This window comes from Brevibacillus sp. HB1.1 (assembly GCF_013332445.1).
In the GTDB taxonomy this organism is placed as follows: domain Bacteria; phylum Bacillota; class Bacilli; order Brevibacillales; family Brevibacillaceae; genus Brevibacillus; species Brevibacillus porteri.
In genome coordinates, this window is record NZ_JABMIV010000001.1 from 277,756 (window position 1) to 291,341 (window position 13,586).

Consider the following 13,586-nt stretch of genomic DNA (forward strand, 5'->3'; position numbering starts at 1 on the left):
GCAAGACAGCCGAACACTTACGGAGTATCAGGAAGGATGAGAGTCTGACCTGGGTAAATCCTGTTGCTCTCTAAACCGTTCGCATCCTTAATTTCTATTATATAGTCCCGAACATCCATCTGATCTGTATTGTATTGAACAGCTAACGACCATAGGCTATCTCCAGATTGTACGGTTACTTCTATGCCTTGTGGCTCCTCCATTGGCGAAGAAGCAAACACTAGTTCGGTTAACAGGTAAAAAAAGAGAGTAAATGTAATAAGAAACAAGAGAGCTTGTCCTCTCGTGATACCAAAACGAACACGACGTTCTTCTTTTTTCTCGAAACGATTACGTACTGTCAATGAATTCATAATAATGGCCTCCTCACAAACATACGTTCTGATCACTTGTAGCCTCATAATAAATGAGAACATATGTTCATGTCAACAAATAATCGAACTTATGTTTGTCGAACGCAAGCTCCCATGGTATAATATAGGAAAATATGTTCGAGAAATCAGGGGTGTCTTTCTATGTCAAAATTATCGAGTAGACAACAAGCCATCATCGAGTTCATACGAAAGGAAGTTCGTGATAAAGGATATCCGCCATCTGTACGTGAAATTGGGGAGGCTGTTGGACTAGCTTCCAGCTCAACAGTACATGGGCATTTGGCACGCTTAGAGAAAAAAGGCCTCATTCGTCGAGATCCTACCAAACCTCGTGCCATCGAATTGCTATCAGATGAAGATCGTTTTCAAGACAATTTCGAAGACTCTGTCGTCCGTGTGCCAGTAATCGGAAAAGTAACCGCTGGACAACCGATTACTGCCATTGAGGATGTAGAAGAGTACTTCCCGCTTCCAGACAATATCGTGACTTCTGACAAGGTCTATATGCTGCGCGTCTCCGGGAACAGTATGATTGATGCCGGAATTCTCGACGGAGACTACGTCATTGTTCGCCAACAGCACGTAGCCAACAATGGTGATATTGTCGTAGCCATGACAGAAGAAGACGAAGCGACCGTTAAAAGATTTTTCAAAGAAAAGAATCACTTCCGTCTCCAACCGGAAAATGCCACGATGGAACCGATCATCCTGGAGCATGTCACTATTCTCGGTAAAGTCATCGGTGTTTATCGACTCATTCACTAGTTCCCACGTAAAAAAGGACAGCCGAGGCTGTCCTTTTTGTTTTCTGTCTATTATCTGGCGATAAAAAACCAGATGATCATCGTAACTTGCAAGATGACTTTTACGACTGCACTACCTAAAAATCCGATCAGTGAGCCTACGCCCGCTTTCACTGCTCTCTCCATCGACTGCTTCTGCACCATCAACTCTACGAGAACGACGAATACGAACGGTAAGATCAGCATACCAAACGGTGGGAAAACGAAAATCCCGAGGATAATACCGACCGCAGCAGCAATGGACGACCATTTGGACCCTCCATACCTTTTCACGAAGTACATATTCGTCAGCAAGTCAGCACCGTAAAGCAGAATGCTTAGAACGACCATTCCCCACCAAAAGGATGCCGGCAATCCCGCTCCCGGATCTGCAATGAAAAAGTGATAGAGCAAAAAGCCCGCCCACAGTAATATCGTATCAGGTAAAACGGGTAAGAAAATTCCTGCGATGCTTAGCAAGAACAATAACACAACCACTACCCACAAAAATATTTCCATCTACTACACTCCCTTCATTTAGGTATACGAGTGATTATCGATTTCGTTGCGTACTTATTCACTTTTGTCTAAACTTTTTTAAAAGAAAGCAGACATGGAGGTAGTCTCATGAGAAATTGGCATGATCTCTCCTACTTGGGCAGAGGGACGATTCGCCAAAAAGCAGCGTGGGAAGCGATTCAACAGACGCACATCATGGAAGTACTATCCGATTACCATCCAGTGCTTGCCGGAACCATCCCATTGGACATTGATGTTGTGCAAAGCGATCTGGATATTATTTGCGAGAGTCATGATCTGGAGCAGTTTGAGCAGGCTGTTCGTACAGCATTTGGCTGTTTGCCCGGATTTGAAGTGACACACTCAGATGTGAATAGTACGCCCACGTGCGTTATCTCGTTTTTCACAGCTGGCTTTTGGTTTGAATTGTTTGCTCAACCGGTAGCTGTCGAAAAGCAAAACGCCTATCGTCATATGGACATCGAAGCACGATTGTTAGTCATAGGAGGCTTGGATGCGTATAAACAGATCAGGACTCTGAAGCAAAGCGGCATCAAGACAGAGCCTGCATTTGCTCGATACTTTCATATCCCAGGTGATGATCCATACGAGGCTTTGTTGCAATTGGAGCCGTTAACAGACCAGGAATTACGACAAAGAGTTCAGCTGCTGCGAAAGGATTAATCTTCGAGCAAAGAGCCAATCTCTGCTGCTTGAAAGCAGGAAGGATGCATCGCTTTCGGGCGAAAAGCTTTTTGAATGCGGGCTTTTTCGTTTCATGTCTCGCAACGCGCTTTTAACCTATATACTTAAAACCTTGTCAACGCTTTAATGGTCGTTCATATGTGGAAAATAAAATATGTAACTGAGGCATTGGAAGGCTACCTCTTTTCAAACCCCTTTAAACGGAGCAAATGAACTTACCATTAAATGCAGTGATGTGGGATATTACTATCAAAGGACAATAGTTTAAAATCACTGTTCTAACAAGTGTCATATCAAGGTAATGAAAGATGAAATAAGCTTCTCTCCCATATGAGAGAAGCTTATTTCATTATTATTCTTGTTTTCAGATACAAGCCGAACATGATTGAGGGCTTAGCAGGTAAACTGGATGTAATAATGATACTGGTTATATGCACAAAAACCTAGACGGGTTTCCATCTCACGGTAGGCTTTTCGGTTATTTTTTATAGAAAAGACACCTTCCCCTTTTCGCATGGTTATTCACTCCCTGATCTACGATTGGGGAAATGTAATCGAAATGAGGTTCCCCGATTTGGGCTGCTTTGTACTTGAATTTTCCCGCCATGTAAATCCACTAAATGCTTAACAATTGACAAACCAAGGCCACTTCCTCCAGTATGACGTGATCTGGATTTCTCCACCCGATAGAACCGCTCCCATATTAGTTCTAATTCTTTCTCGGAGATTCCAATTCCCTCATCCTTTACTTCAATTACGGATTCTCTGAGCATTTTCGTTACACTGATCAAAACCGTTCCTTCACCCTGAGAATAACGAATCGCATTATCTATTAAGTTCATTAAAATTTGGTGAAACCGCTGCGGGTCCACCCAAAAGTACACAGGAGGACAAATTGTAAGAGATAACTTCACTCCCAATTCTTCAGCACGTGGTGTCATTTCCTCGATTATTCTTTCTAATAAACTTCGAATAGCGACCCGTTCTTTTCTTAATGTAATTTTACCTTCATCCAATCGACTCAGTGTCATCAAATCGTTGACTACTTGTTCGAGCCGATCAGATTGATCCCGGATGATCGAAATTAACTTACTTGCGCGATTTGGCGTCATTTCTGAATTCTGAAGGAGGGTTGCATATCCTTTCACATATGTAAGGGGAGTACGTAATTCATGAGCTACATGAGATAGGAATTCTCGACGGGACGACCGATAATAAGACAAGCTTTTGGCGAGCTGGTTTACTTGACGAGTGAGTAAAGAGAGTTCGTCTTTACCTTCTAAAACAACTCTTACATCATAATTACCCTCATCGAGATGCCTAATTGCATTGATAACGTTTACAATCGGTCTTACAATATATCTGGATAATAGTAAGCCAAACCCACTCGTGATTAGTAAAGAACCCAAGCCAGCAAGCAATAACATTGTCTGAAGAGACTGTAATGTATCTTTCAGCCAAGTTGGTTTCGTTATAACAACTACCGTTCCTAATAGATTTTGTCCTCGTTGAATGGGACTTTTTGCTAAAATGAGACGATCTGGTTCAAAAACCGTTTGAATCGCTTTTTGATTCGGACTTCCCTGAATCCAATTTTGAACAAAATTAAACAATGAATCAGGTAATCGTTTGGAATCAATAAGCAATTCTCCTTTGGGAGAAAAGACAAGAACAGTAGAAGAAGACTTTTCCTCCATTTCGCCGATATGCTGAAGAGTTTTTCTATTGAAGTCTACGCTTAACATTTGAGCAAAAGTCGATGCATGTTGAGCAAGTGCTAGCTCCGTATAGGATTGATAGTGAAGAGTTATAATTTGGTAGCTGATGGTTCCCAATAGCACAAGCCCTAGAATCATGATACCTAAAATGGTGATTAACAGCTTGGTCGCCACTCGATGCATCGTTATTGAACTCCCCATTTATATCCATAGCCCCACACTGTTTGAATGCCTTCTCCTTGAAAGCCAGCTTCCCGCAGTTTTATACGTAAGTTTTTAATATGAGAGTCCACTGTCCTAAAATCTCCATTGAACGAGTAGTTCCATACCTTGGCTAACAGTTGTTCTCTGGGAAAGACTTGATTCGGATATTGAATGAGAGTGGTTAGCACTTCAAATTCAATCGGGGTAACCTTCATCTTCTTTCCATGAACCCATACTTCTCTTGCTAAGAGACGAATCTGAATTCCTGATTGCTTAATCTCCTGTATTTCTTGCCCCTTTCTTGTCCGGCGTAGTACCGTTTTCACACGCGCCGATACTTCTGCCGGTTCAAATGGCTTCGTTATATAATCATCCGCGCCTAGTTCCAATCCTACTACCCGATCCTCCAGTTCGCCTCGAGCACTGATCAAAATCACGGGAGTTTTATCGCCTGTACGTCTTAATTCTTTGAGTACATCAAAACCGTCTGTCCAAGGCATCATGATGTCCAACAAACAAAGATGAAATGCTTCATTGTGAAGTAACTGAAGCGCCATTGTTCCGTCGCTGGCTGTGGAGACAGAGAAATCCTCCTCTAATATCATACTTAGCAAATCGAGCATGGTCTCTTCATCATCGACGATTAATATCGAAGTGTCCATCATACAACCCTCTCTTTGATAGATATGAACCTTGGTGACTATCATAAATGGAAATTATGGATAAATTATGTAGCAGAACCTTTTTATGGTGATAGTTAACCAATTCTCCAATAAAAATCCTAATTTTCTCCATATCTTTTAGCTAAGATACAGAAATCCCCGGTGCATTATAAAAAGTCAATCAACATGGTTATTATCTGTTGAATCATGAATCAAGGAGGAAAAAACGTGGAAATTCTCTCTCGGCTTCGATTAGTAGATGTAAACCAACTTGCCTTTCAAGAACGAGTAGAACCAGCGCGATTGAACCGAACATGCCAGTCTATTCTTGAAGAAGGAGTCTTGCGTCATCCGATCATAGTTACCCCTCTTATGGAAGGTCGATATTTGATTTTAGACGGAGCCCATCGGACGCAATCATTACGCCAACTAGGATGCATGAAGATCCCTGTTCAGGTCGTGGAAGCATCGGAAATTTCTTTCAACGCATGGGAACATCTCTTGCCACTTGGCCTGTGGATGGATACTTTACAACAGTTGCCAACCCTCCAATGGGTGAGGAAGCTCCGGAAAGAACCCCCTATTGCGGAAGTAGTTTATCCGAATTACACCCAATTTTGGATTTATCCCCACGAAAATTATGTGAATCATTGGATTCGGTTACAAGCCTGGCACCAAATTGTAGAGATTTATACCCAGAATCAATCAGTCATTCGTTTACCGCACGGCAGATACGTTTTCCCAGAATCCAACCATGTTCTATTCCGATACCCCACTCTCACCTTGGACGAAGTGAAAGAAATTGTGTTAGCGGGTAAAGAAGTTCCTGCTGGAGTGACACGTTGTATTGTTCAAGAACGAGTGCTTAATTTGCAAATTCCACTCACGCTTCTAACCTCGCCAATAAGTAAGGATGAGTGGAACCGTTTTTCAGAAAAGAAAGCCAATAAACTACGTCTATATTCGGAAAGCATTTATCTTTGTGAAGCTTAAGTAAAAGAGGTAAATCCGATGTGGTATATGCTCGCATTATTCAGTTCGATTACCTTTGGGCTTGGAAGTTTTATGATGAAAGTTTGTTCAGCCAACCGAGGTTCTACCGTACATTTACTTTGGGGATTGTATTTGACGGGTACTCTCTGTTTTTTTGCTTGGGTTCAATATACAGACGGTTGGATGTTCACACTCCAGGTTCTCCTTGCCGGACTCATAATCGGTGTAGGTACATCCACGGGGAATCTCTTATTTATGCATGCTTTAAAAATTGGGCCAGCTAGTCTAACTTCTCCAGTGGTCAATAGCAATGTCATCTTCACGATTGGACTTTCACTGCTTTTTTATGGAGAGTCACTTTCTCTTCCTCAATGGATCGGCGTTACGCTACTCGTTCTTGCCGTCATGATCCTGCCTATTGATCCAGATGAAAACCTTCGTATCCGAAGCATGAAGTGGTATCTGCTTGTCGTTGGTGCGACGTTTCTTTTCTTTCTCCGTAATGGAGGTCTGAAAGTTACGGAAGAAATGCATTTACCCAATGCCATGATCTTGTTGATCGGATACTTCTTTGGATTTATCTTGTTTTCAATAGAAATTCTACGAAAGAAGCATGTAGAGATGCCCAGAACACACAAACAAATAGGAGTTCGTTGGGGACTTGGATCAGGCATCTTCTCCTTTGCTGGTATGCAAATCTATGCGGTCGCCGTAGCAAATGGGCCCGCTAGTATTGTCTCTCCTATCTTTTCTACCAATAGCTTAGTAGTTGCTCTTTTGTCTATTTGGATTTACAAAGAACGACTTTCTTTCCTGCAAACGATTTCGCTCATTCTGCTCTTTGTTGGTTTGATTTTTACGCGACTTTAATTCTTACAAAGAGGTGTTAAAGATGATAGCTACCAATATTGTAGATTGCATTGGGAATACCCCTATTGTCGCTTTAGAAGATGAACTGGTTCCGAATGGAAAGAAGCTGTATCTTAAACTTGAATATTTTAATCCGAACTTTAGTGTGAAAGACCGTACCGCCATAGGATTGATAAAAAAAGCGATGGATCAGGGAGAAATAAAGCCCGGAAGTATTTTAATCGAGTCTACATCGGGAAACCTAGGGAAATCTTTGGCGATGCTCGGAGCTGTGTATAAGTTCCGTGTCCTAATCGTTGTAGATCCCAAAATTAGCCCAAATCTTCTTAAATGGTATAAAGCATACGGAGCAGAAATTGATATGGTGTCCGAACTTGATGAGGATGGTGGGTATCAAAAAACACGATTCAGGCGTGTTCAGGAATTGCTTCGTCAATATCCTGAAGCGTTTTGGCCAAACCAATATGACAATCCCAATAATCCTTTATATCATTTTGAGACTACTGGAAAAGAAATTATCGATTTACCAATCGACGCAGTTGTAGGTGCTGTGAGTACAGGAGGACATCTTTGTGGCATTGGAAGGTTTGTCAAAGAGAACAAACCAGAGATGAAAGTAGTGGCTTGCGATGTAAAAGGATCAGCGATATTTGGCCATATGTTCAAGCCTTACCTGATTAACGGAGTTGGATTGAGTTGGAAGACTGAAAATACCGATTTATCTGTGATTGATCATATTTGTATGGCAAGTGATCAAGAGGCCATATCTGCTTGCCGTATATTGTCCAATGAACACGGAATGATGATTGGAGGTTCAGGGGGCTTATCTGTGGTAGCTGCCTTGACTTATCTGAAACATACCAGCGCAAATGCTGTATTAGCTATTATCCCTGATACTGGGATTAACTACTTAGATCAGATTTACGACGATGAATGGCTTTCCACCAAGGACATAAGACTTCTTAATAAATCGGAGTTGAAAAATGTAATTTCTCATAAGAAGCTTCTAAGTACCTATGAAATCAGTCAGAGATAGTCCCGCTTGTTCGTTAAGAAAAAGCTATCTCGTATACCACGCCTGTTGATTAACCATATAGTAGGTTTTTAATCCGTGCCAAGTAGATATGCCTCTCCAATCTTTTGGCGAATCGCGAAGATTATCAAGAACTAGACAAGTTACTCCCATGGTCAAAAATGTTGCCAGCTACGTGTCGAATTAATAATAAATAGCGTAAAGTAGTCCCTATCCGTTTCAAGGTGGGGACTATTTTACGCTTACGTAATAACAGTTTTTTTGTTTGAGCTCATGCGCGTCGGTATAGTCTTCTACTTCTACCCCTACTGCATCTTACTCGCTCCAGGCTGTTCTCTTGAATCTGAATATCGTACGTAGACCTATTATGCGTGTGAAGTTAGCGGGAAACGAAAATGTTCTGTCTCCATTTTGAACGAGGGACGAACAAATAAGACATCGTCCGTCGTTGTCATCAAAGCAGATTGGATCTTCTCATTCTCACTATCCGGCATAAAGTGAAAATGAATGATCGTTGTCTCAGCCGATACCAAATGAGAAATGACTGCTTCTATATCAATTGGTTTTTTACTTACCAAATCAAATACATGCAGTTGGTCATCTTCTCGTTCAAATAATACGATCACATCCTCCTCTTCGACATAATAAATTGCATCCCGAAAAACGAGGAGAAAATAAAACATCAACAGATGCTCACTATCCTTGACGCCCAATCGCGATGATACGGGGATTCGCTTGGCGGCAAATTCCTTCATGACGAGATAATCAGCCTCGCTATCAACATCTAGCTTGCGCAAGACCGATTTTTGTTCTACTTGTTTTTTCAAATCAGATACCAATAAGCAAAAACTACTTTCCTGTACTCTCTCAAATCCAAATTTCGGATAAAAATCGAGCACGGTATCATTGGCATACAAAAAAATAGAATCGTATTCCTTCTCATATATTTCAAGAATATGGTTCATCAATTTCGCTGCCAATCCTTGGTTGCGATAGGCAGGATGCGTCATGACTGTTCCAATCTGAAGTACCTTATAGTCTTTATCATTGGATGTCACGATCATCTTACTTACGGAAGCGTTGGCAATAACCTGATCCCCATCCAGATAGGAATAGCAGACATAGTTATCATTCCAAAAGCCCTTGTTATACCATTCTTTAAAATTGAGCTGAAAGACCAGCATAGCGAGGTCATTAAAGCTTTCCTTGTATGTTTCGATATGCTTGTAGTCACTAATCAATCGATATTCACCCATGTAAAAACCTCCCATTCTGTTGTTTGTGCTGTTTGTAATCATTCATTCCTTTTCAGCAATCCCTTCTTTCCAATAAAAAAGACCACAAGAAGAATTCTCTTCTCATGGTCAAATTTATCGTTGTGATAAACATACCTATCCCAAATAGAATAGATATCATGCACAAACGTGAAATTTGTTTGAATGAGATATAATGCCTTCTAATCGCTTTTGAAGAAAGGTACAAAAAATAAACCAAGGGCGCGCCCTTCATTTGACCTTTTCCCCTATAAAATTCGTTAGAATTTTACTTAGCGATTATCAGTTTCATCATATTCAATCAAAACCTCTTTTCACGTTAGGTACTTTTACTATATTTGACTTTCAATAAATTGTAAATGAGCGATCCTTTTCTTTATCCTCGTCGCGAAGTATCATTATACAAAAAAGTCATTTTCTTATATAATTACAAATACTCCCTTTGCTTACACAAAGGGAAAACCGGACCTCGAGGGGGGTGTACCAATGGCGAATGCTCTCAATTTGCCACATACCGCAGCGGCTCATGCAAAGCCTAGAAATAGTGAGGCGATACTTTGCATGAGGTGGTCTCTCGTTTAATCGAATCATCGCCTTCATTTGCGTATCTCATTTCCTATTTCTTGGCTTTGCCCCTTATTTGCCTATCTATAAATAAGGAGCGAGCAGAAATGAAATGTGTGAAAGCAAATTTAATCCTTCCTGAATCGTTACTCGCAGAAATTCAAAAGTACGTGCAAGGAGAAACCATTTATATTCCGAAGACAAAAGTAACCCATCAAAAATGGGGGACGCGCACTGGCGGGAGAAAACTCCTGGATGAGCGGAATACGGCTATTAAAAGCAGCTTTCAGGCCGGGACGGCTATTTCGCAGTTAGCGGAAGAATACTTTTTGTCTACAGAGACGATTAAAAAAATCGTGTATACCAGATAGACGTTTATAAAGCACTGACGACCTTTCCATTCAGGTTGTCAGTGCTTTTTTATGGCGAGTTTTTTTACGAAATGTCTTCTCCCTTTTTCCTCTCTTGCAAACACACTAAAGTAAAGAAGAACCCACTTACAAGACAGAAACAGGAGGAACCTCAATATGGAACCTTTTATCCATACGCATCAATATCACTTCATTAAATCACGCGTTCAAGCAATCATGAACGCCTTTGCAACCAGTACAGATGTCAACGTGATTCGTGCTCGCAAAGAAATCGCCCATGAAGAAATCTTTCAGTTGTTCCCGAACATGACGGAAGAACAAAAAGAAGTTTTGCATCCGATTGACTCGATTAAAGAAAAGGCAGAAGGAAAGCAGTTTTTGCATCAGCTTTCACCGTATGTGATTCCATTCCCTGCTCCCACAGAGTCTTCCATTAAGAAGCTCTTTCCAAAAGTAAAGAAGCTTAAAGTCTCGAATTTAGCTGAGATCGATTTTTCAGAAATCTCTTATGTAAGCTGGCTAGACACTGCCACGGACAAGAAATATATTGTCGCTTACCACGAAGGAAAACTGATTGGCATTCACGGACAGTTCACAAACGTAAACAAAAAAGGCGTTTGTGCGCTCTGTAATCGCTTTGAGGAAATCGGCATGTTCGTCCTTGAAGCCAAAGGCTCTGGGGATGGAACGTATTTGAAAAAAGGAAACTATATTTGCCAAGACAGTGCAACGTGCAATCAAAATATTATTTCGCTGGATAAGTTAAACGATTTTATCTCGCTGATGGTGAAATAAATCTGCAACGAAAATGAAAAAGCCGCCGGGTCTCCATGCCAGGCGGCCTTTCCTATATGTCCCTTACTTGATCTCGTTTAGACTCTCTTCCAAACGATCCCACGTTTGGGTGATGCCCTCTAGCATGCCCATGTCCATGACAGTTTTGAGGGCTTCCGCAGATACATATTCAGAACGACTAACCAGCTTCGTCTTTCCATCCATTTCGATGAATTCCATCATAACCTCTGTCGAAGGCATGGTATCATTTGTGTTGCCTTCTGCATCTGAAAAGTAATCGGTATAGATAATTTTCTCGGGTTCAACAATTTCCTTATAAACGCCTTTACCCCATGATTCCATGCCGTAAAAATCACCTTGATTCTTATCGGCGCATTTCATGCAGTAATGCCAAACACCGCCTGGGCGGAAATCGACATTACAAACCGGGAGTTCCCAGCCTTTGGGTCCCCACCAACGCTTGAGATGCTCAGGCTCCTTAAACATCTTGAACACGAGATCTCTGGGCGCGTCGAATACACGCTCCAGTACCAGCACCCGCTCATTCTCTACCCGTGAAACCATTGCGTTTCTTGACATAGCAATTCCTCCTCATTCATTTGAATGGATCTCAAGTATTTTCCTTGTTTTGCAGTTCCCGCAAATAGTCTTCCAGATTATCGAATCTTTCTTCCATAACACGCTGGAATGACTTCACCCAAGAATCCAGCGCTTGGAAGGGCTCTGGCCTGAGTTTGTAAATGCGGCGGTTGGCTTCGGCCTTCATATCCACGATCCCGTTGTCACTAAGCACCTTCAAATGCTTCGAGGCTTGGGGCTGGCGAAGCCCCAGTTGTTCGGCGATTTCCCCTACAGTTAGAGGACCGTCGCGCAAAAGTTCGACGATTTTTATACGATTCGGTTCAGCTAAAGCACTTAGCGTCGCCATGTCCATGCCCGGATTCATCCCTGACATGTCACTCACCTCGTTACATGATGGATTCTACGTTCATCTCATCCCCTTCAGCGTTATTGTGATCATCTTGTTAGGTAAAATATACACCAAAGAGAATATTCCTGTAAAGGAATATTTAAAGAAATTACGGTAGGTTATTTGTTAGTGATTAATCAATAACTAACAGCTATCATTTATTTCATGGAAGTTCGATTCTGCAAATGCTGGATCGTTGCCGTTATACCCTCCTCGAACTTCGTCGCTGGGATTGGTCCAATAAGCCGTTTATATTTTTCTCCGCTAAGGATCAACGGTTTTTCTGTTAAGTACAACATCTCAACAACCTCCTTCATCACGGGGACGAACATACCTAACACAGACAACCCAATTTTCCCAAGAGGAATGACAGGTTTCACGGTGCCCCTTGCTTTTTGAGCGATTCGGACGATGTCTCGACCGGAAATGATACCTCCACCTGGAATGTGCCAGTTTTGCCCATAAGCAAACTCTCGGCTGGCCAACTCTACAATCATCTTTGCCGCATCCGGTAAATAAACAAACTCGCGCGGAACATGCATATTTCCAATGAAAAGTCCCGGTTTTCCAGCCGCAATTGCCTCAAGCGTGGAACCCAAATACGATGCTTGATTAGCAGTAGGTCCGTAATAATCCGGTAATCTGACAATCATCGTTCGCACATGATTCCAGCGGCTGCTAAACAGCATCTGTTCAAATGCCAACCTGATTTTCCCTTTCTTCGTATGCGGTTGCTTTGGATGCTCCTCCGTCACTGGTTCCATCTGCTTTTTCCCGTATGGATAAATACCATCTACCGCAACAACCTTCAAACCTCTCATGTTGGCGGCTTCCATGATCGCTTCGCCAAGTGGGATCAGCTTATTTACCATCTCGTGATAAGGAACGTTTGCACAATGGAATAGTACATCCGCTCCCTCCGATGCTGCTACGATGTCTTGGAACCGGAATGCATCCCCGACGGCCAGTGACAAATGTGCTGGATTACCCAACTCTGACGCCATTTGTGCTAGCTTTTGTCGAGAACGCCCAAAAGCAATCGTTTCAATCCCTCGCTCGATGAGCTCCGCCAAAATTGCTGCTCCCGTTCCGCCTGTTGCCCCGACTACAATTGCTTTTTTCATTCGGATCATCTCCACTCGCTTTATTTGTGATTGATCAATCACTAACTAATTTGAACTATAACGTTTTAGTTAGTGATTAGTCAATAACTAATTGTCGCAATTTTTTCCCCGCTACACCTCCATCAATTCTGGCATGTCTAAAGCTGCTGAAATATTACACAGCATTCCTCTTGCCAGGAAAATAAGCGTTCTCTCTTCCGGACTCGCGATGCCCGCTTCACGAAAAGCTGTTAGGACGATCTGTCGAACCTCCCGAAATCCTTCGCGCATTGCCTCTCGAATCGAAGGCTCTTGAATCGTCTGGGACTGCATTTGAAGAAGTATTTCATTTTGATGGGAAGCCAAGATCTTTTCATATGCCTTGATTAAATCTGTTTCCAATTGCTCTTTGGATGCGGACTCCACAACGAGACGAAAAGAGTTAATGATCCGCTCCCACGATGCCTCCAAGGCTGCTTGTAACAAAGCTTCCTTCGATGAAAAAAACTTGAAAATATACGGTTGAGAAATCTTTGCACGCTCTGCAACTTGCGCTGTCGTTGCCCGAAAATATCCGATTTCAGCAAAAACTTCAATGGCTGCAGAAATGATTTCCGTTTTACGATTGACTGACGTCATTGCAAGATCG

16 protein-coding genes are annotated in these 13,586 nt (G+C 42.0%); 7 read left to right on the forward strand and 9 right to left on the reverse strand.

Going from position 1 to position 13,586, the window contains the following annotated elements; all coding sequences use genetic code 11:
• Positions 1-17 precede the first annotated feature (17 nt).
• Positions 18-353, reverse strand: a complete 336-nt coding sequence (yneA, locus tag HPY27_RS01175; RefSeq protein ID WP_017249167.1) for a cell division suppressor protein YneA — start codon at positions 351-353, stop codon at positions 18-20.
• A gap of 162 nt (positions 354-515) precedes the next feature.
• On the opposite strand from yneA, the gene lexA reads away from it, so the two are divergent.
• A complete protein-coding gene (gene lexA / locus HPY27_RS01180; protein ID WP_007718939.1) occupies positions 516-1,139 on the forward strand; it encodes a transcriptional repressor LexA in 624 nt (207 codons plus the stop codon).
• A gap of 50 nt (positions 1,140-1,189) precedes the next feature.
• Here the strand turns inward: lexA and HPY27_RS01185 are convergent, their stop codons facing one another.
• Positions 1,190-1,675, reverse strand: coding sequence for a DUF456 domain-containing protein (locus HPY27_RS01185; protein ID WP_017249168.1), 486 nt, complete (start codon positions 1,673-1,675; stop codon positions 1,190-1,192).
• 108 nt (positions 1,676-1,783) lie between these two features.
• Between HPY27_RS01185 and HPY27_RS01190 the strand changes: the two genes are divergently transcribed.
• A complete protein-coding gene (locus HPY27_RS01190; protein WP_174224190.1) occupies positions 1,784-2,359 on the forward strand; it encodes a DUF4269 domain-containing protein in 576 nt (191 codons plus the stop codon).
• Positions 2,360-2,898: 539 nt separating this feature from the next.
• On the opposite strand, the gene HPY27_RS01195 is transcribed toward HPY27_RS01190, so the two are convergent.
• Together HPY27_RS01195 and HPY27_RS01200 are read right to left on the reverse strand one after the other, a co-directional pair.
• On the reverse strand, positions 2,899-4,281 hold the full coding sequence (locus HPY27_RS01195; protein ID WP_174224191.1) for a sensor histidine kinase: 1,383 nt from the start codon (positions 4,279-4,281) through the stop codon (positions 2,899-2,901).
• A 2-nt stretch (positions 4,282-4,283) separates the two neighbouring features.
• A complete protein-coding gene (locus HPY27_RS01200; RefSeq protein WP_174224192.1) occupies positions 4,284-4,967 on the reverse strand; it encodes a response regulator transcription factor in 684 nt (227 codons plus the stop codon).
• Positions 4,968-5,192: 225 nt separating this feature from the next.
• On the opposite strand from HPY27_RS01200, the gene HPY27_RS01205 reads away from it, so the two are divergent.
• From HPY27_RS01205 to HPY27_RS01215, 3 genes are read left to right on the forward strand one after another with little or no spacing between them, the layout of a single operon-like run.
• Positions 5,193-5,957, forward strand: coding sequence for a ParB N-terminal domain-containing protein (locus HPY27_RS01205; protein WP_174224193.1), 765 nt, complete (start codon positions 5,193-5,195; stop codon positions 5,955-5,957).
• Positions 5,958-5,975: 18 nt separating this feature from the next.
• Positions 5,976-6,827, forward strand: coding sequence for an EamA family transporter (locus tag HPY27_RS01210; RefSeq protein WP_173623623.1), 852 nt, complete (start codon positions 5,976-5,978; stop codon positions 6,825-6,827).
• Between the two features lie 22 nt (positions 6,828-6,849).
• Positions 6,850-7,863, forward strand: a complete 1,014-nt coding sequence (locus HPY27_RS01215) for a pyridoxal-phosphate dependent enzyme (protein WP_173623624.1) — start codon at positions 6,850-6,852, stop codon at positions 7,861-7,863.
• Between the two features lie 362 nt (positions 7,864-8,225).
• Here HPY27_RS01215 and HPY27_RS01220 read toward each other — a convergent pair whose 3' ends face one another.
• Positions 8,226-9,116 carry a GNAT family N-acetyltransferase gene (locus HPY27_RS01220; protein ID WP_174224194.1) on the reverse strand — a complete coding sequence of 297 codons (891 nt, stop codon included), beginning with the start codon at positions 9,114-9,116 and terminating at the stop codon, positions 8,226-8,228.
• A gap of 689 nt (positions 9,117-9,805) precedes the next feature.
• Between HPY27_RS01220 and HPY27_RS01225 the strand changes: the two genes are divergently transcribed.
• Together HPY27_RS01225 and HPY27_RS01230 are read left to right on the forward strand one after the other, a co-directional pair.
• Positions 9,806-10,069 (forward strand): CD3324 family protein, encoded by a 264-nt coding sequence (locus HPY27_RS01225; protein ID WP_017249173.1) that lies wholly within the window; start codon positions 9,806-9,808, stop codon positions 10,067-10,069.
• Positions 10,070-10,225: 156 nt separating this feature from the next.
• Positions 10,226-10,864: a FusB/FusC family EF-G-binding protein gene (locus HPY27_RS01230; protein WP_017249174.1), complete on the forward strand. Its 639-nt coding sequence runs from the start codon at positions 10,226-10,228 to the stop codon at positions 10,862-10,864.
• 63 nt (positions 10,865-10,927) lie between these two features.
• Here the strand turns inward: HPY27_RS01230 and HPY27_RS01235 are convergent, their stop codons facing one another.
• The 4 genes from HPY27_RS01235 to HPY27_RS01250 form a co-directional block, all read right to left on the reverse strand.
• Positions 10,928-11,443: an SRPBCC domain-containing protein gene (locus HPY27_RS01235; RefSeq protein ID WP_017249175.1), complete on the reverse strand. Its 516-nt coding sequence runs from the start codon at positions 11,441-11,443 to the stop codon at positions 10,928-10,930.
• A 31-nt stretch (positions 11,444-11,474) separates the two neighbouring features.
• Complete coding sequence (locus tag HPY27_RS01240; protein ID WP_017249176.1) at positions 11,475-11,819, reverse strand: ArsR/SmtB family transcription factor; 345 nt, start codon at positions 11,817-11,819, stop codon at positions 11,475-11,477.
• Positions 11,820-11,992: 173 nt separating this feature from the next.
• Positions 11,993-12,958 (reverse strand): SDR family NAD(P)-dependent oxidoreductase, encoded by a 966-nt coding sequence (locus HPY27_RS01245; protein ID WP_173623627.1) that lies wholly within the window; start codon positions 12,956-12,958, stop codon positions 11,993-11,995.
• 111 nt (positions 12,959-13,069) lie between these two features.
• Positions 13,070-13,576, reverse strand: a complete 507-nt coding sequence (locus tag HPY27_RS01250; protein WP_017249178.1) for a TetR/AcrR family transcriptional regulator — start codon at positions 13,574-13,576, stop codon at positions 13,070-13,072.
• Between the last annotated feature and the right edge of the window lie 10 nt (positions 13,577-13,586).